This window comes from Pseudomonas sp. Z4-20 (assembly GCF_051131955.1).
Classification (GTDB): Bacteria; Pseudomonadota; Gammaproteobacteria; order Pseudomonadales; family Pseudomonadaceae; genus Aquipseudomonas; species Aquipseudomonas marvdashtae.
The window spans coordinates 188,015-206,100 of sequence record NZ_CP071641.1; the positions used below are offsets into that span (position 1 = coordinate 188,015).

The 18,086-nt window shown below is 60.6% G+C and carries 16 protein-coding genes; 10 read left to right on the forward strand and 6 right to left on the reverse strand.

The features are described 5' to 3' along the window. Positions 1 to 216 precede the first annotated feature (216 nt). Positions 217 to 1,710 carry an aldehyde dehydrogenase gene (locus J3P82_RS00875; protein ID WP_434559965.1) on the forward strand — a complete coding sequence of 498 codons (1,494 nt, stop codon included), beginning with the start codon at positions 217 to 219 and terminating at the stop codon, positions 1,708 to 1,710. 149 nt (positions 1,711 to 1,859) lie between these two features. Continuing rightward, positions 1,860 to 3,023 (forward strand): MFS transporter, encoded by a 1,164-nt coding sequence (locus J3P82_RS00880; protein ID WP_434559967.1) that lies wholly within the window; start codon positions 1,860 to 1,862, stop codon positions 3,021 to 3,023. 13 nt (positions 3,024 to 3,036) lie between these two features. On the opposite strand, the gene J3P82_RS00885 is transcribed toward J3P82_RS00880, so the two are convergent. Together J3P82_RS00885 and J3P82_RS00890 are read right to left on the reverse strand one after the other, a co-directional pair. After that, positions 3,037 to 4,605 (reverse strand): phospholipase D family protein, encoded by a 1,569-nt coding sequence (locus J3P82_RS00885; RefSeq protein ID WP_434559969.1) that lies wholly within the window; start codon positions 4,603 to 4,605, stop codon positions 3,037 to 3,039. 62 nt (positions 4,606 to 4,667) lie between these two features. Beyond that, complete coding sequence (locus J3P82_RS00890; protein ID WP_434559971.1) at positions 4,668 to 6,101, reverse strand: PLP-dependent aminotransferase family protein; 1,434 nt, start codon at positions 6,099 to 6,101, stop codon at positions 4,668 to 4,670. Positions 6,102 to 6,281: 180 nt separating this feature from the next. Here J3P82_RS00890 and J3P82_RS00895 point away from each other — a divergent pair, with 180 nt between their 5' ends. Continuing rightward, the gene (locus J3P82_RS00895) at positions 6,282 to 6,527 is read left to right on the forward strand and encodes a DUF1127 domain-containing protein (RefSeq protein WP_186612674.1); all 246 of its coding nucleotides are present in this window, start codon (positions 6,282 to 6,284) and stop codon (positions 6,525 to 6,527) included. A gap of 65 nt (positions 6,528 to 6,592) precedes the next feature. Here the strand turns inward: J3P82_RS00895 and J3P82_RS00900 are convergent, their stop codons facing one another. Then, positions 6,593 to 7,906 (reverse strand): NAD(P)/FAD-dependent oxidoreductase, encoded by a 1,314-nt coding sequence (locus tag J3P82_RS00900; protein ID WP_434559973.1) that lies wholly within the window; start codon positions 7,904 to 7,906, stop codon positions 6,593 to 6,595. Between the two features lie 145 nt (positions 7,907 to 8,051). Here J3P82_RS00900 and J3P82_RS00905 point away from each other — a divergent pair, with 145 nt between their 5' ends. After that, the gene (locus tag J3P82_RS00905; protein WP_030138200.1) at positions 8,052 to 8,405 is read left to right on the forward strand and encodes a YkgJ family cysteine cluster protein; all 354 of its coding nucleotides are present in this window, start codon (positions 8,052 to 8,054) and stop codon (positions 8,403 to 8,405) included. Positions 8,406 to 8,411: 6 nt separating this feature from the next. Here J3P82_RS00905 and J3P82_RS00910 read toward each other — a convergent pair whose 3' ends face one another. Beyond that, on the reverse strand, positions 8,412 to 8,900 hold the full coding sequence (locus J3P82_RS00910) for an Lrp/AsnC ligand binding domain-containing protein (protein WP_003206849.1): 489 nt from the start codon (positions 8,898 to 8,900) through the stop codon (positions 8,412 to 8,414). A gap of 155 nt (positions 8,901 to 9,055) precedes the next feature. Here J3P82_RS00910 and dadA point away from each other — a divergent pair, with 155 nt between their 5' ends. The 6 genes from dadA to J3P82_RS00940 all read left to right on the forward strand — a co-directional run bounded on the left by dadA (position 9,056) and on the right by J3P82_RS00940 (position 15,190). After that, entirely contained in the window at positions 9,056 to 10,360 is a 1,305-nt protein-coding gene (gene dadA, locus J3P82_RS00915) for a D-amino acid dehydrogenase (protein ID WP_434559975.1), read from the forward strand. Next, complete coding sequence (locus J3P82_RS00920; RefSeq protein WP_434559977.1) at positions 10,332 to 10,685, forward strand: RidA family protein; 354 nt, start codon at positions 10,332 to 10,334, stop codon at positions 10,683 to 10,685. Before dadA ends, J3P82_RS00920 begins: the two co-directional genes overlap by 29 nt. 95 nt (positions 10,686 to 10,780) lie before the next feature. After that, entirely contained in the window at positions 10,781 to 11,854 is a 1,074-nt protein-coding gene (alr, locus tag J3P82_RS00925; RefSeq protein WP_434559979.1) for an alanine racemase, read from the forward strand. A gap of 128 nt (positions 11,855 to 11,982) precedes the next feature. After that, complete coding sequence (locus J3P82_RS00930; protein ID WP_047226150.1) at positions 11,983 to 12,531, forward strand: cupin domain-containing protein; 549 nt, start codon at positions 11,983 to 11,985, stop codon at positions 12,529 to 12,531. Positions 12,532 to 12,714: 183 nt separating this feature from the next. Next, positions 12,715 to 13,128 carry a c-type cytochrome gene (locus J3P82_RS00935; protein WP_186634442.1) on the forward strand — a complete coding sequence of 138 codons (414 nt, stop codon included), beginning with the start codon at positions 12,715 to 12,717 and terminating at the stop codon, positions 13,126 to 13,128. Between the two features lie 136 nt (positions 13,129 to 13,264). Then, the gene (locus tag J3P82_RS00940) at positions 13,265 to 15,190 is read left to right on the forward strand and encodes an acetyl-CoA hydrolase/transferase C-terminal domain-containing protein (RefSeq protein WP_434559981.1); all 1,926 of its coding nucleotides are present in this window, start codon (positions 13,265 to 13,267) and stop codon (positions 15,188 to 15,190) included. Positions 15,191 to 15,244: 54 nt separating this feature from the next. Here the strand turns inward: J3P82_RS00940 and J3P82_RS00945 are convergent, their stop codons facing one another. Together J3P82_RS00945 and rep are read right to left on the reverse strand one after the other, a co-directional pair. Next, positions 15,245 to 15,817, reverse strand: coding sequence for a xanthine phosphoribosyltransferase (locus tag J3P82_RS00945; RefSeq protein ID WP_434559983.1), 573 nt, complete (start codon positions 15,815 to 15,817; stop codon positions 15,245 to 15,247). A 57-nt stretch (positions 15,818 to 15,874) separates the two neighbouring features. After that, complete coding sequence (gene rep / locus J3P82_RS00950; protein ID WP_186612688.1) at positions 15,875 to 17,884, reverse strand: DNA helicase Rep; 2,010 nt, start codon at positions 17,882 to 17,884, stop codon at positions 15,875 to 15,877. Between the last annotated feature and the right edge of the window lie 202 nt (positions 17,885 to 18,086).

The following is an 18,086-nucleotide window of genomic DNA, read 5'->3' on the forward strand; positions in this document are numbered from 1 at the left end:
GCTTGCGGCGCGGATGGCTGGAAGAACAAAAGTCTATGTTTATTAAAACGAACATCGCAAGGCCGTTTGCTGGTTTTGTGTCAAATATATTGAAACACCCCCGGCCGCTGGTTTAGGGTGGCGAGTGCCTTGTGCCGAATACATATCGGCAAGGCAGAATTCTTGAACGCTGGGCATTGCATGGCGTTCGTACCCAAACAAGAGGAGGACACTCGCATGACCACCCTGACTCGTGCCGACTGGGAACAGCGCGCCCGCGACCTGAAGATCGAAGGCCGCGCCTTCATCAACGGTGAATACACCGATGCGGTGTCCGGCGAAACCTTTGATTGCCTCAGCCCGGTCGATGGCCGCCTGTTGGGCAAAGTCGCCAGCTGCGACGTGGCCGACGCCCAGCGGGCTGTCGAAAATGCTCGCGCCACGTTCGATTCCGGCGTCTGGTCGCGCCTGGCGCCGAGCAAGCGCAAAGCCGTGATGATTCGCTTTGCCGGTCTGCTCAAGCAGAACGCCGAAGAGCTGGCTCTGTTGGAAACGCTAGACATGGGCAAGCCAATCAGCGACTCGCTGAATATTGATGTGCCCGGTGCCGCCCAAGCTTTGAGCTGGAGCGGTGAAGCCATCGACAAGATCTACGATGAAGTGGCCGCTACTCCTCACGACCAACTGGGCCTGGTGACTCGTGAGCCGGTTGGGGTAGTCGGTGCCATCGTTCCGTGGAACTTCCCGCTGATGATGGCCTGCTGGAAGCTCGGCCCGGCATTGTCCACCGGTAACTCCGTGGTACTGAAACCATCGGAAAAATCGCCGCTGACCGCGATCCGCATTGCGGCCCTCGCTATCGAGGCCGGTATCCCGAAAGGTGTGCTGAACGTGTTGCCGGGCTACGGTCACACCGTCGGCAAGGCCCTGGCCTTGCACATGGATGTCGACACGCTGGTGTTCACCGGTTCCACCCGAATCGCCAAGCAATTGATGATTTATTCCGGTGAATCCAACATGAAACGCGTCTGGCTGGAAGCCGGTGGCAAAAGCCCGAACATCGTGTTCGCCGACGCCCCCGACTTGCAGGCCGCCGCCGAATCCGCCGCCAGCGCCATTGCCTTCAACCAGGGCGAAGTTTGCACCGCCGGTTCGCGGCTGTTGGTTGAGCGTTCCATCAAGGATACGTTCCTGCCGTTGGTGATCGAAGCCCTCAAGGGTTGGAAGCCAGGCAACCCCCTGGACCCGGCGACCAACGTCGGCGCCCTGGTCGATACCCAGCAAATGAATACCGTGCTGTCCTACATCGAGGCCGGTCACAGCGACGGCGCCAAGCTGGTGGCCGGCGGCAAGCGGATTCTCGAAGAAACCGGTGGCACTTACGTCGAGCCGACGATTTTTGACGGCGTGAGCAACGCGATGAAAATTGCCCAGGAAGAAATTTTCGGCCCGGTGTTGTCGGTCATTGCCTTCGACAGCGCCGAAGAGGCCATCCAGATCGCCAACGACACGCCATACGGCCTGGCTGCGGCAGTGTGGACCAAGGACATTTCCAAGGCTCACCTGACCGCCAAGGCACTGCGCGCCGGCAGCGTGTGGGTCAATCAGTACGACGGCGGCGACATGACGGCGCCGTTCGGTGGCTTCAAACAGTCGGGCAACGGTCGCGACAAATCGCTGCATGCCTTCGACAAGTACACTGAACTGAAGGCGACCTGGATCAAGCTGTAACTGTAAAAACCTTGTGGGAGCGGGCTTGCTCGCGAAGGCGGAGCTTCACTCAACCTGGCTGTTGAATGGGAAACCGTCTTCGTGAACAAGCCCGCTCCCACATTTGCTTTGTGCAGGGTTGAAAGTTGATTGTCCACAGGAGCGTGGAAATGCGTTGGGCGACCTATTTCGCCGTGTTGGCATCCGTCCTGAGTGTTGGCCTGGCCCTGGGCGTGACGATGCCGCTGGTGTCGCTACGCCTGGAGGGCTGGGGTTACGGCTCGTTCGCCATTGGCGTCATGGCCGCCATGCCGGCGATTGGCGTGCTGGTCGGGGCGAAGGTTTCGAGCCGGCTGGCGGCGCGTTTCGGCACGGCCGCATTGATGCGTCTCTGCCTGTGGGGCGGGGCGTTGTCCATCGGTCTGCTCGCGCTCTTGCCGAGCTATCCGGTCTGGTTGCTGCTGCGGCTACTGATTGGCGTGGTCCTGACTCTGGTGTTCATCCTGGGTGAAAGCTGGATCAATCAGTTGGTCATCGAGCAATGGCGCGGGCGATTGGTGGCGCTGTATGGCAGCAGTTATGCCCTGAGCCAACTGTCCGGCCCCTTGTTGCTAGGCGCGCTGGGCACCGAACACGACTATGGTTTCTGGGTGGGTGTCGGTCTGTTGCTGGTTTCGCCGTTGCTATTGCTCGGCCGCAAGGGTGCGCCCACCAGCGAGTCCAGCGGTGTCACGTTCAAGGATCTCTGGGGCTTTTGCCGAGGGTTGCCGGCGATTGGCTGGGCCGTGTCATTGTTCGCGGCGTTCGAGGCGATGATCCTGACGCTGTTACCGGTCTATTGCCTGCGCCAAGGCTTCAGTGCCGATATTGCCCTGGCCATGGTCAGTACGGTGGTGGTGGGTGATGCTTTGTTGCAGTTGCCCATTGGTGCGCTGGCTGATCGCCTGTCGCGCCGGTCGTTGTTCACCGGTTGTGCGGTGGTGCTGATGTTATCGAGCCTGGCGGTTCCGTTGCTGATCGACACGGTGTTCATCTGGCCGTTGTGGGTGCTGTTTGGTGCCAGCGCGGGAGGATTGTTCACCTTGTCGCTGATCCTGATCGGCGAGCGTTACCGCGACGATGCGCTGGTGCGGGCCAATGCCCATGTCGCGCAATTGTGGGGGATTGGCTGCCTGGTCGGTCCACTGGTGGCGGGGGCGGGCAGCCAGTGGGTCAGTGGGCATGCGCTGCCCTTGTTCATGGCGGCGGGCGCGTTCGGGTTGGTGATCCTATTGTTGCGCCAAGGTGCGTTCGGAGCGACACAAGCGGCCCGCCCACAAATTCGATTGCCATGAAAGCGATCGACGTCTAAAGCATCTGCTCCAATCCGATCGTCGTGGCGAACCAGGCGTTGAATCGGCGCCACCAGCTGCCTGGCTCGCGATCCAGGTCGTGCAGCTTGCTGTTGTCTTCGGTGGTCCAAACCAGCTCACCAGCATCATCGAGCCGCGCCTGATAACTCAGGGTCGGCGCCATGCCCTGCAAGGCCAGTTCGCGCACTTGGCCAGCAAGCTCAGGACTGTCCACCAGCACGCCGACTTCGGTATTCCACAGCACTGAGCGGGGGTCGAAGTTGAACGAGCCGATGAAAGATTTCTGCCCGTCGAAGATGATCGCCTTGCTGTGCAGGCTGGAGTCCGACTCGCCGTAGGACTTGCTGTAGAACAGGTGCGGGCTGCTGCCGCTGTCGCCGGGTTGGCGACGCAACTCGAACAGCCGTACGCCATGTTGCAGCAGGGCCTTGCGATACGGCGCGTAGCCGCCGTGCACAGCGGGTACGTCTGTCGCTTCCAGGGAATTGGTCAATAGGCTCACCGATACGCCGGCGTCGGCGCGGCTGGTCAGGTACACCAAGCCTGGCTGGCCGGGGACGAAGTAGGCCGAGATCATGATCAGTTCTTTGCTGACGCCGGTCAGCTCCGGGGCCAGTTGTGTGGTCAGCAAGAGCTGCGGGTCTGGCTCATCCTTGGCCAGGACCTTGCTGGGCGCGTCCCACAGTGCCTGGTTCCAGGCCCAGGTCAATTGCTTGCGCCACGTGTCCAGGCGGGGCTGGGTCTTGTAGGCGGTCAACTGCTGATAAAGCGCGTGGTTCTCCTTGTGCGTTTGTTCCAACGATTGTTGCAGGCGCAAGCGGCTGTTGGCCAATTCCTTGGCAGTAGGCTGATGGGACAAGAATTGTTCGATGGGCTTGCTCAGCGCGCTGTTCCAGTATTGGTCGAAGCTGTGCCCCAGTTGTTCGGCCACCGGCCCGACGCCGAGCAAGTCGATGTCAGTGAAATTCAGGTTCGGTTCGGCGTCGAAATACTCATCCCCCAAATTGCGGCCGCCGACGATGGCCATGCTGTTGTCCGCCAGCCACAGTTTGTTGTGCATGCGGCGGTGTTGCAGTGACAGGTTGAACAGACGTCCAAGGCTGCGGGTGACGCCAGTGGCGCGTCCCAGGTGCAGCGGATTGAACAGGCGGATCTGTATCTGAGGGTGGGCGGCGAGGGTTGCGATGATCTGGTCCTGGCCGTCGCTAGTGGTGTCATCCAACAGAATGCGCACACGCACGCCGCGATCTGCAGCCTTGAGCAGCTCGTCCACCAGCATGCGCGTGCTAATGCCGTCATGGACGATGTAGTACTGCAAATCGAGGCTGCTCTGCGCATTGCGGATCAGTTCGGCTCGGGCGATGAAGGCGTCGGTGCTGTCGGAAAGCAGGCGGAAGCCTGAGCGGCCTTCATGCGGCGCAGCCTGTTGCGCCACCGAGCGGCCGAACGCTGAATCGGAGGCCGGCAGCGCCTGGGAGGGTTCGCGGGTGACATCAAAACTGGCGCAGCCGCCCAGCAGCGAGGCGACTAGCAATAGCGCGTGCAGGATCGGTCTGGATCTCACGTAGGCTCGTTCCGATTGTTTGCGTGGGTCGGCTGTTGGATGCTGCTTCCCTGCCTACTCGGTCAGACGGTGTCTCGCTGGGTTTCGTTCAACAGTGCGATAGCCACGGCACCGACCTTGCGCACTGCATCCTCGATTTGTGCCGTTGGCCTGGCAGCGTAATTCATGCGCAGGCAATTGCGGTATTTGCCTGACGCCGAAAAGATGCTGCCGACGGCTATCTGCACACCTTGGTCATGCAGCAGGCGGTTGAGCTTCAGCGTATCGAAACCCTCGGGCAGTTCGACCCACAGCATGAAGCTGCCGCGGGGCCTGCTGGCGCGGGTGCCTTGGGGAAAATAGCGGCTGACCCAATCCATCATGACGTCGCGATTGCGCTGGTATTGGGTGCGCATGCGGCGCAGATGGGGTTCGAAATGCCCACCCTTGAGAAACTCCGCGATTGCAATCTGCGGTTGCGGGGCGGTGGAGCCGGTGCTGATGTATTTCATGTGCAGCACCCGCTCCAAGTATCGACCGGGTGCAACCCAGCCAATTCGAAGGCCCGGTGCGAGGGTCTTGGAAAAAGAACTGCAGAGCAGGACGCGGCCGTCATCGTCGAAGGATTTGATCGTGCGCGGACGGGGGTACGTGTACGCCAATTCGCCATACACATCGTCTTCGATAATCGCCACATCGAAGCGTTGCGCCAGGGTCAGCAGGGCGCGCTTGTTGGCCTCGGGCATGATGTAGCCCAGCGGGTTATTGCAGCTGGGTGTCAACTGTATGGCCTTGATCGGCCATTGCTCCAGTGCCAGCTCCAATGCTTCCAGGCTGATACCGGTGAGCGGGTCAGTGGGGATTTCCAGGGCTTTCATGCCCAGGCCCTTCAATGTTTGCATGGCGCCGTGAAAGCTTGGCGAATCCACCGCGACGATATCGCCCTGTTCGCAAGTGGCGCGTACGCTCACTGACAATGCTTCGTGACAGCCGGTGGTGACGATCAGGTCGTTGGCGCCCAGCTGGCAGCCGGAGTCCAGGGACAGCCGGGCGATCTGTTCACGTAACTCGAGATTGCCATAGATATTGTCGTAATACAGGCCGGGCATGTCTTGCCGTCGACTGATCTGCGCCAGGCTGCGCAGCAACGGTTTAAGCGTCGGTGAATGGATGTCGGGCATGCCGCGCCCGAGCTGCACCACGTCCTTGCGCGGTACAGCGCGTATCAGTTCCAGGACCTGGTCCCACTGGGAGATGTCCACCGGCCGCTGGGCCGGACGACCTACCGCCGGCAGGTCCGGCAATTCGCGGCTGACCGGGACGAAGTAGCCGGATTTGGGTTTCGGCGTCGCCAGCCCGCTGTCCTCCAGCACGCGATAGGCCTGCTGGACGGTGCTCAGGCTGACGCCATGTTCCGTGCTCAAGGCGCGCACCGACGGCAGCCGGTCGCCGGGGCGGTAGAAGCCCTGTTCGATGCGAGTACCAAGCAGTTCGGCGAGGTTCACGTAGAGGGTCATGGTGCAATCCCGATGAGATAGAAAACGGAAACCGATACAGATGGGAAGCAAAACTGCAATTCAGTCTTAAAAATGTCGATTCTGTATGCTTATAAAAGACGTTATTTGAATCTGTATCGCTTTTGTCTGTCCGCGCATCATGAAAGCTCTGGCTACCCAAGTAAACAGGAGCGATCAAAAATGAACGGCTTGAGCGATGTGCGGCTGACGTTACACAGTCAGGAACTGGTGGCAGGGCAGGAAAAGGGGCTGCGTGAGGCAATGTTGCGCAATGCTCCGTCCGGCCTGAGTCGCTGGGGCCTGTTCTGGCATCGCCTGCATACACGCAAAGCCTTGTTGGAGCTCACACCCGAACAGTTGCAAGACATCGGGCTGACCCGGGAGCAGGCCCGGGCAGAAGGCCTCAAGCCGTTCTGGCGGCTTTGAAGCTAGATGAAAAATGAGTACGAAACCCTGTGGCGAGGGAGCAAGCTCCCTCACCACGGTTTTGGTTAAACCAATTCTTTCAGCCGATGCCACAACATCCCCAGCGCCAGCAGGGGAGAGCGCAAGTGCTTCCCACCCGGGAAAGTCATATGCGGCACCTTGGCAAACAAGTCGAATCCCCCGCCTTGCTGTCCGCTGATGGCCTCGGCCAATAACTTGCCGGCAAGGTGTGTGGCGTTTACGCCGTGGCCGGAGTAGGCCTGGGCGTAATACACATTCGGTTGATCCTTCAACCGGCCAATCTGCGGCAAACGGTTGGCGCCGATGCCGATCATCCCGCCCCATTGGTAGTCGATCTTCACGTCCGCCAATTGCGGGAACACCTTGAGCATCTTAGGACGCATATAAGCGCCAATGTCTTGCGGGTCGCGACCGGAATAGTGACAAGCGCCGCCGAACAACAAGCGGCGGTCCGCCGAAAGCCGGTAGTAATCCAAGGCTACCCGCTGGTCACAGACTGCCATGTTTTGCGGCAATAGCGCCCCTGCCTGGGCTTCGCTCAAGGGTTCGGTGGCGATGATGTAGCTGCCGGCGGGCAACACTTTGCCGCTCAGTTCCTGGTTCAGGCCATTGAGGTAAGCATTGCACCCCACCACCAGCGTCTTCGCGCGAACTGAGCCTTGCTGGGTGTGTACCTTGACCTGCGGACCATAGTCGATACGCACGACGGCCGATCGTTCGAACAGCCGGGCGCCCAATTGCTGCGCCGCGGCCGCTTCGCCCAGCGCCAGATTAAGCGGATGCAGGTGACCCGAGCCCATGTCGATCAGGCCGCCAACGTAGCGATCCGAGCCCACCACGCTGTGCATTTCATCGGCTCGCAGCAGTCGGGTTTCGTAGCGATAACCCAGGCTGCGCAGTTCCTCGGCCTCTTCGGCGAAGCCTTGCAAGTCGTCGGGTTTGTTGGCGAGGTCGCAGTAACCCCAGGTGAGGTCGCAGGCAATCTGAAAGCGCTCGACTCGTTGGCGGACGATTTCCACCGCTTCAAGCCCCATCAGTTTCATTTGGCGGACGCCGTCGGCGCCAACGACCGGGGCGAACTGATCGAGGCCATGGCCCACACCGCGAATCAGCTGGCCGCCGTTACGCCCGCTGGCGCCCCAGCCGATCTTGTGTGCTTCCAGCAGGACAACGCTCATGCCGCGTTCGGCTAATTCGATCGCGGTGTTCAACCCGGAAAACCCGCCGCCCACCACGCAGACATCCGCCACCAACTCGCCTTGCAGCACCGGATGGTCCGGCTGTGGCAGGCTGCTGGCGGCGTAGTAAGAGGCGGCGTGCGCGTGGCTCGGGACCGGTTGCTGAACACGGGCGTTCATGTGCGTAATCCTGATTGTTGTGTTTGAGAAATTTTACGGAGCATAAGCCGTGGATTCGTTCGTCGGCAACACCGGTCGCCTGGCGCTGTCTGGCCTGTGGCTTTTGAGGCAGAATCCACGGCTGTCCCGATTCGGTATCGCCTCGATGAGCTGCAACAGTCAAAAAATCCGCACGCTACGTCAGCAGATTCCTACGTTCGAGTGCGTGCCGGGCTGCCATGACTGTTGCGGACCGGTGACCACCTCGCCTGAGGAAATGGCTCGCCTGCCGCGCAAGACTCGCGCCGAACAGGACGCCGCCATGGAAGCGCTCGACTGTGTGCACTTGGGGCCGAACGGCTGCACGGTTTACGATGAAAGACCGCTGATCTGTCGGTTGTTCGGCACCACGGCGACCTTGCCATGCCCAAATGGACGGCGTCCGGTAGAGTTGATTCATCCGCGCGTCGAGAAGCAGATCCATGAATACATGGCGAGCACCCGGCAGGTGTTGGTCTAGGCCGGATCAATCCGGAATCGGCAGGTTCAGGCTTTCCTTCACCTCTTCCATCACGATGTAGCTCTTGGATTCGCGCACATGCGGCAACTTGAGCAGGATGTCGCCCAGCAACTTGCGGTACGAGGCCATCTCGGAAATCCGCGCTTTCACCAGATAGTCAAAATCCCCTGATACCAAGTGACATTCCAGCACGTGAGGCAATTTCAGCACGGCGCGTCGGAATTCTTCGAAAGTATCGCCAGACTTGTAGTCCAGGCTGATCTCGACGAACACCAGCAAGCTACCCTTCAAGTGCTGCGGGTTGAGCCGGGCGTTGTAGCCCATGATGATCCCTTCGCGTTCAAGGCGCCGCACCCGCTCGGTACAGGGCGTGGTGGAGAGACCGACCTTCTCGCCCAACTCAGTGAAGGAGATGCGCCCGTCCGCCTGGAGGATGCGCAGGATGTTGCGGTCGATCTTGTCCAGCTCGCGTTTGGTCTGGGTATTGGTACGCACAGGTGATGCGCCTCCGTGAAAAGGGTTTTTGCCGAGAATTCTCGCCAAATATAGGTATTTATATAGTGAAAAGCACTGCCTGATCTTTTTTACACTGCGCTCAATACGGCTTTGTATAACAAACGTCAGCGGTTATCCGCGATGAGGGCTTCAACATGCGCGTTCTGGTCTTGGGTAGCGGCGTCATCGGTACCGTCAGTGCTTACTATCTGGCCCGTGCCGGGTTTGAAGTAGTGGTGGTCGACCGTCAGCCGGCGCCTGCCATGGAAACCAGTTTCGCCAACGCCGGCCAGGTATCGCCGGGTTACGCCTCGCCGTGGGCCGCGCCGGGCGTGCCGCTCAAGGCGATCAAATGGCTGTTGCAGCGCCACGCGCCGCTGGCGATCAAGGCCACCGCCGACATCGACCAGTACCTGTGGATGGCGCAGATGTTGCGCAACTGCACCGCCAATCGTTATGCGATCAACAAGGAGCGCATGGTCCGCCTGTCCGAGTACAGCCGCGACTGCCTTGACGAGTTGCGTGCCGAAACCGGTATTGCCTACGAAGGCCGCAGCCTGGGGACTACCCAGCTGTTCCGCACACAGGCCCAGCTCGATGGTGCGGCAAAAGACATCGCCGTGTTGAAAGAATCCGGTGTACCGTTCGAAGTACTCGACCGCGAAGGCATCGCCCGGGTCGAGCCGGCCTTGGCCAATGTCACCAACATCCTGGCCGGTGCTTTGCGCCTCCCTAACGACCAGACCGGCGATTGCCAGATGTTTACCACGTGCCTGGCGGAAATGGCGGTGAAGCTCGGCGTGCAGTTCCGCTTTGACCAGAACATCGAGCGCCTGGATTTTGCCGGCGATCGCATCAACGGCGTCTGGATCGACGGCAAGCTGGAAACCGCCGACCGTTACGTCCTCGCCCTAGGCAGCTACTCGCCGCAATTGCTCAAGCCGCTGGGTATTCGTGCGCCGGTATACCCGCTCAAGGGATATTCGCTGACCGTGCCGATCACCGACCCGGCGATGGCACCGACCTCGACCATTCTCGACGAAACCTACAAGGTCGCTATCACCCGTTTCGACAACCGCATTCGCGTCGGCGGCATGGCGGAAATTGCTGGTTTTGACCTCTCGCTCAATCCGCGCCGGCGTGAAACCCTGGAGATGATCGTCAACGACCTTTATCCTCTGGGCGGCGATCTGGCCCAGGCCAGCTTCTGGACCGGCCTGCGTCCGACCACCCCGGACGGCACGCCGATCGTCGGCGCCACGCCGTTCAAGAACCTGTTCCTCAATACCGGCCACGGCACCCTCGGATGGACCATGGCGTGCGGTTCCGGTCGCTTGCTGGCGGATCTGATGGCGAAGAAAAAGCCGCAGATCAGCGCCGAAGGCCTCGATATTTCCCGTTATGGCAGCAAACCTCAGGAGTCCGCGAAACATGTCAATACAGCGCCAGCTCACCAATGACCGCATGAGTCAGGTCGTCCTGCACAACGGCACCGTTTATCTGGCCGGGCAGGTCGGCGACGACATGAGCGCCGGTATCGAACAGCAGACCCGCGAGGCTTTGGCCAACGTCGAACGTCTGCTTGACCTGTCCGGGACCGACAAGACGCGACTGTTATCGGTGACGATCTACCTGAAGGAAATCGAGGCTCACTTCGCAGGCATGAACGCGGTCTGGGACAAATGGTTACCCAAAGGCGTCGCCCCGGCCCGGGCCACGGTGGAGGCCAAGCTGTGTGAGCCAGAGATCCTGGTGGAGCTGTCCGTCGTGGCTGCGCTGCCTTGATACCGGCCAAACGATCCCTCTCCCGGCGCTGTGGGTGGTCCACCCTGCCAGCCCGCGCCGGTTTTTTATTCATGACCGCCTAGAAGCCTGCCGCCATGCGTCCTGCCCGCGCCCTGATCGATCTCCAAGCCTTGCGTCACAACTACCAACTGGCCCGCGAAGTTACCGGGGCCAAGGCCCTTGCCGTGATCAAGGCAGACGCCTATGGGCATGGCGCGGTGCGCTGCGCCGAGGCCTTGCAGGAAACGGCCGACGGGTTCGCCGTGGCCTGCATCGAAGAAGCCCTGGAGCTGCGGGCCGGTGGGATTGCCGGACCGATCCTGCTGTTGGAGGGATTCTTCGAGGCCGATGAACTGCCGTTGATCGTCGAGCACGAATTCTGGTGCGTGGTGCATTCGTTGTGGCAGCTCGAAGCGATTGAACGCGCAACATTGGGCGCGCCGATCACGGTCTGGCTCAAGCTCGATTCAGGCATGCATAGGGTCGGATTGCACCCGACCGACTATCAGGCGGCGTATCGTCGCCTGTTGGCGAGCGGCAAGGTGGCGAAGATCGTACTGATGAGCCACTTCGCCCGCGCCGACGAGTTGCATGACCCCTGCAGCCTGCAACAACTGACCGTGTTCGAGCAGACCCGCCAGGGCTTGGCGGCCGAGGTCAGCCTGCGCAATTCGCCGGCGGTTCTGGGTTGGCCGCAAATACCGAGCGATTGGGTAAGGCCAGGCATCATGCTGTACGGTGCGACGCCGTTCGAGGAAGCCAATGCCGTGGCTTCGCGCCTGCAACCGGTCATGACACTGGAGTCCAGGATCATCAGCGTGCGCGAGCTTCCCGCCGGCGAGCCGGTGGGCTACGGTGCTCGCTTCGTGACGGCGCAACCGACCCGGGTCGGCGTGGTTGCCATGGGCTATGCCGACGGCTACCCGCGCCAGGCGCCGAACGGTACGCCGGTCCTGGTGGATGGCCAGCGCAGTCAGCTGGTCGGACGAGTATCGATGGACATGCTGTGCGTGGACCTGACCCATATTCCTCAGGCCGGGCTCGGCTCGACCGTGGAGCTGTGGGGCAAAAACATCCTCGCCAGCGATGTCGCGAAAGCCGCCGACACCATTCCCTATCAGATTTTCTGCAACCTGCGACGAGTGCCACGGCTCTATTCCGGGACCTGAGGCAAAACGCAGCCTACCGAAAGTCGCTTCGCCGCACAGGATTCGGGTCAAGGTGTTGTAAATACTGAACGCTGTCGCCATGATAACGCTCACTTTCCACACAACCTGATTCCCTGGAGGCTCCAGCATTGGACGTCGGTGAACGACTGCAATCCATTCGTAAACTCAAAGGCCTTTCCCAGCGTGAACTCGCCAAGCGCGCGGGCGTCACCAACAGCACCATTTCGATGATCGAGAAAAACAGCGTGAGCCCCTCGATCAGCTCGCTGCGCAAGGTCCTTGGCGGGATTCCCATGTCCATGGTCGAGTTTTTCTCCGAAGAAATCCTCCAGGAGAAACCGACCCAGATCGTCTATAAAGCCAACGAGCTGATCGACATCTCCGACGGCGCCGTGACCATGAAACTGGTGGGCAGGGCCCATCCAAGCCGGGCGATTGCCTTTTTGAACGAAATCTATCCGCCAGGCGCCGACACCGGTGACGAGATGCTCACCCACGAAGGCGAGGAAACCGGGATTCTGGTGGAAGGTCGGCTGGAGCTGGTGGTCGGTGCCGAAACTTTCGTGCTCGAGGCAGGCGACAGCTACTATTTTGAAAGCACCAAGCCTCACCGTTTTCGCAATCCGTTCGATGCGCCGGCGCGACTGATCAGCGCAGCCACACCGGCCAATTTCTAAACAAAGAGGCGCCAAGCCTGGATGGCAAAGGCGCCCGCACGTTGGGCTGTCGTGACGAACAAGACCCTTGCGACTTTGGGGTTGTTTCAGAGTGACAGGCTTACCGCTATACTTGCGCCCGCCTGCAAACCGTGGCCGCAGGCGTGACTAGCCACCATTGAGGGTGTACGCGTGAACCTAATTATGAAAATGCTGGCTGCACCAGCAACCGTATTGGCCCTATGGGCTGCGAGCGCCCAAGCGGCGCCCAACGACGAAATCGCCAAGCGCCTCGAACCCGTTGGCCAGGTTTGCGTTCAGGGCAAGGAATGCAAGGGTATGGAAGTCGTGGCCTCGGCTGGCGGCGCCGGTGGTGCCAAGGCACCCAAGGATGTCATCGCCAAACATTGCAACGCGTGCCACGGCACCGGCCTGCTGGGCGCGCCGAAAGTCGGTGACAAGGCTGCCTGGAAAGAGCGTGCCGACCATCAAGGCGGCCTCGACGGCATTCTGGCCAAGGCCATCACCGGCGTGAACGCGATGCCGCCTAAGGGCACCTGCGCCGATTGCACCGATGAAGAACTCAAGGGTGCTATCAAAGAGATGTCCGGTCTGTAATCCTCCGGGATCTTTCACGAAAAGCCGCTTACGAGCGGCTTTTTTGCGCCTGGGTCTTTTTTCCAGGCTGTTCATCGCAACCAAGACCCGGCAAGCTCGGTCCAACCCACATTCATGGAATGTCCCGGAGGGCCGGATGGTTCAGTTGTGTTCAATCGAACAGGCGGTGGATGACGTGCTCGAGCGCTTGCCCGCGCATATCCACCTCGGCATGCCTCTGGGGCTGGGCAAGCCCAATCTGTTCGCCAACGCGCTGTACCGGCGCATCGCGCAACTGCCCGAGCGGCAGCTGACCATCTATACGGCGCTGAGCCTGGGCCGGCCGAACCTCGGCGACGGGTTGCAGAAGCGCTTCCTCGAGCCGTTTGTCGAGAGGGTCTTCGGCGACTATCCCGAGCTTGATTACCTTGCCGACCTGCAGCGCGACAGCCTGCCGGCGAACATTCACGTCCAGCAATTCTTCATGCAACCGGGCAGCTTGTTGCACAGTGCATCCGCCCAGCAGGACTACGTCAGCAGCAACTACAGCCACGCGGCCCGGGACATCAACGCGATGGGCCTGAACCTGATCGCGCAGCTGGTGGCCAGCGACCCGGAGCATCCGGATCGCCTGAGCCTGAGCTGCAACCCGGACATTACCCTGGACCTGTTGCCCATGGTCGCCAAGCGGCGCGAGGCGGGGGAAACCATTCTCATAGCGGGGCAGGTCCACAGGGATTTGCCCTACATGCCGGGCGACGCGGAAATCGGCATCGACGGCTTCGACCTGCTGATCGATGAAAAGGACAGCCACACGCTGTTCTCCACGCCGAACATGCCGGTGGGGTTCCAGGATCATTTGATCGGCCTGCACGCCAGCACCCTGGTGCGCGACGGCGGTACGCTGCAGATCGGCATCGGCTCGATGGGCGATGCGTTGACCGCGGCGTTGTTGGCGCGTCAGGCCGATAACGCCGGTTACCAGGCGCTGCTCGCCGACGTGAACCTCAGCCAGTGGGCGCAGTTGATCGAGCGCGAGGGTGGGGTCGAGCCGTTTGCCAAGGGGCTGTACGGTTGTAGCGAAATGTTCGTCAACGGCCTGCTGGTGTTGGCGGAGGCCGGAATCATTCGGCGCAAGGTCTATCCCGACGAACCGACCCAGGAACAGGCCAACGCAGGGACTCTCGACGAGGCGGCGCAACCTGACGGCATTTGCATTCATGGCGGTTTTTTCCTCGGTCCGAGCAGCTTCTATGAGCGCTTGCGCGAACTGCCGCAGAGCCGGCGCTTCGAATTCAACATGACCCGCATCAGCTACATCAACGAGCTGTACGGCCAAGAACAGCTCAAGCGCTTGCAGCGACTCGATGCGCGCTTCATCAACACCGTCTTCACCATGACGCTCATGGGTGCCGGGGTGGCTGACCAGTTGGAGGACGGGCGGGTGCTCAGTGGCGTGGGCGGCCAGTACAATTTCGTTGCCCAGGGGCATGCGCTGGAAGGGGCCCGCTCGATCCTGCTCTTGCGCAGCTGGCGCGAATCGGGGGGCGTGATCAATTCGAATATCGTCTGGGAGTACGGCCACTGCACAATTCCCCGGCACCTGCGGGACATCGTGGTGACCGAGTACGGCATCGCTGACTTGCGAGGCAAGACCGACGCCGCCGTGATCGAAGCGTTGCTGAACATCAGCGATTCACGCTTCCAGCCTGGGCTGATCGAGCAGGCACAAAGCGCCGGCAAACTGCCAAAGGACTTTCGTCTCGATCCGCGTTTCGCCGACAACACGTCGGAGCGTTTGCAGGCTATCCAGGCGCGGCATCCGAATCTGTTTCCGGAGTACCCGTTGGGCTGCGATTTCGATGGGCTGGAGCGCGATTTGCTGCGGGCGCTGAACTGGCTTAAAAGCAAGTTCAAGCTCACCGAAATCCTGGAGCTGGGCAAAGCCGCGCTCGATGCTCCGGAGCCATGGGAGTATGCCGGGCATCTGGAGCGGATGCAGTTGACGAACCCTGAAGGCCTGAAGGAGGAGCTGTCCCAGCGCTTGTTGCTCGCGGGGCTCAAGGCCACCGCGATCCACTGAGCGGACACAACCCTTGGGAGCGAGCAAATCCATTCCCACAGGGCTGTCGGGGCGTCAGTCGAGGAACGTCACGACCCCACCCGCCAGCGATTTCACCCGCGCCAGGGATTCGACTCTATAGCCCTGGGCATCCAGTTCCGCGCGGCCTCCCTGAAACGATTTCTCGATCACGATGCCCAGCCCGGCGACGGTCGCGCCGGCCTGCTTGATGATGGAAATCAACGCCTGGGAAGCTTTGCCGTTGGCCAGGAAGTCATCGATGATCAGCACGCGGTCGCTGCTGGTCAGGTGGCGCGGGCTGATGGCTACGGTGCTTTCGGTTCTCTTGGTGAATGAGTACACGGTGGCCGAGAGCAGGTTCTCCGTCAGGGTCAGGGAGTGCTGCTTGCGGGCAAAGATCACCGGTACGCCGAGGTTCAGGCCGGTCATGATCGCCGGGGCAATGCCCGAGGCTTCGATGGTGACGATCTTGGTGATGCCCGAATCCTTGAACAACGCGGCAAATTCGTCGCCGATCAGCTTCATCAAGTGCGGGTCGATCTGGTGGTTCAGGAAAGCGTCGACTTTCAGGACCTGATCGGAAAGCACGATGCCTTGTTCACGAATTTTCTGCTGCAGGGCTTCCATGAAGCCTCCTCTGATGACGCGTTCAGCGCCTGAGTTTCGGTGAAAAAAAAGGTAATTTTAGCGCTTCAGCATTGCGCGTATATCGGCCAGGGCACTGTTGCCGCGAACGACTTTGACTTCCGTCGGCGTGTCGTCGTTGCCTTCCCAGGCGAGGTCGTCCGGCGGCAGCTCATCGAGAAAGCGGCTCGGCGCGCAGTCGATCACTTCGCCGTACTGCTTGCGCTTGGCGGCAAAGGTAAAGGCCAGCGTCTGGCGTGCCCGGGTAATCCCGACGTAGGCCAGGCGCCGTTCTTCTTCGATGGTGTCGGCTTCGATACTGGAACGGTGCGGCAGGATTTCCTCTTCCATGCCCATGATGAACACGTAAGGGAATTCCAGGCCCTTGGAGGCGTGAAGGGTCATCATCTGCACGCCCTCAGCGCCTTCTTCCTCTTCCTGCTGGCGCTCGAGCATGTCGCGCAGCACCAATTTGCCGATGGCGTCTTCGACAGTCATGTCGCCGTCTTCGTCTTTTTCCAACGTGTTCTTCAACGCCTCGATCAAAAACCAGACGTTGCTCATGCGGTAGTCGGCGGCCTTGTCGCTGGAGCTATTGGTGCGCAGCCAGTTCTCGTAATCGATGTCCATGACCATGCTGCGCAGCGCTGAAATCGGATCTTCCCCGGCGCACTGTTCGCGGACCTTGTCCATGAAGCGCTTGAAGCGCGCCAGGCGGTCGGTGAAGCGGCTGTCCAGGTGTTCGCCCAAGCCGATTTCGTCGGTGGCGGCGTACATCGATATCTTGCGCTCCGTGGCGTAGTTGCCGAGTTTTTCCAGGGTGGTCGAACCGATTTCCCGACGCGGCACGTTGATCACCCGCAGGAAGGCGTTGTCGTCGTCCGGGTTTACGATCAGGCGGAAGTAGGCCATCAGGTCCTTCACCTCCTGGCGACCAAAGAAGCTGTTGCCCCCCGACAGGCGATAGGGGATCTGGTGATGCTGCAATTTCAGCTCGATCAACTTGGCCTGGTAGTTGCCGCGGTACAGGATCGCAAAGTCGCTGTACGGCCGGTCGGTACGCAGGTGCAGGCTGAGGATTTCCATAGCGACGCGCTCGGCTTCGGCGTCTTCGTTGCGGCAACGGATCACGCGGATCTCGTCGCCGTGGCCCATTTCGCTCCACAGCTGCTTTTCGAATTCGTGGGGGTTGTTGGAGATCAGCACGTTGGCGCAGCGCAGGATGCGGCTGGTGGAGCGGTAGTTCTGCTCCAGCATCACCACTTTGAGCGACGGATAGTCGTCCTTGAGCAGCATCAGGTTTTCCGGACGTGCGCCACGCCAGGCATAGATCGACTGGTCGTCGTCGCCCACCACGGTGAACTGGTTGCGCTTGCCGATCAGCAGCTTCACCAGCAGATACTGGCTGGCGTTGGTGTCCTGGTATTCGTCCACCAGCAGGTAGCGGACCTTGTTCTGCCATTTCTCGAGAATGTCGGCGTGGTCCTGGAACAGCTTGACCGGCAACAGGATGAGATCGTCGAAGTCCACCGCGTTGAACGCCTTGAGCGTGCGCTGGTAGTGGGCGTAGACGATGGCAGCGGTCTGCTCCTTGGGGTTGCGGGCGTTTTCCAGGGCCTCGGGCGGCAGGACCAGGTCATTTTTCCAGGACCCGATCATGTTCTTGATCTCGTCGACACCGTCGTCGCCCGAGTATTCCTTCTGCATGATGTCCGTCATCAAGGCCTTGACGTCAGTCTCGTCGAAAATCGAGAAGCCCGGTTTGTAGCCCAGTCGCGCGTGTTCCTTGCGGATGATGTTCAGGCCCAGGTTGTGGAAGGTGCAGACCGTCAGGCCGCGGCCTTCGCCGGCGCGCAACAGGCCACCGACCCGCTCCTTCATTTCCCGGGCGGCCTTGTTGGTGAACGTCATGGCGACGATGTACTGGGCGCGGATGCCACAATTCTGGATCAGGTGCGCGATCTTGCGGGTGATCACGCTGGTCTTGCCGGAGCCTGCGCCGGCGAGCACCAAAAGAGGGCCGCCGACATAGTTCACGGCTTCTTGCTGCCGGGGATTGAGTCGGGACATGACGGGTTCAGGGGGTCGTTTGCGAAATGGGCCGGCATTTTAACAGGCTCGCAGAATTGTGCTGCTCTGTCCGACTTGTGACGGTGAACGTCATCTCTATTTGCCGCTTTTGTTACTTTCGCTCAGGATGCGGACGGGATTTAGGTCTAACGTTCGTTTTTCAGTTGTGAAAAGCGTTAAAAGCTTGTGTTTGAGAACCATT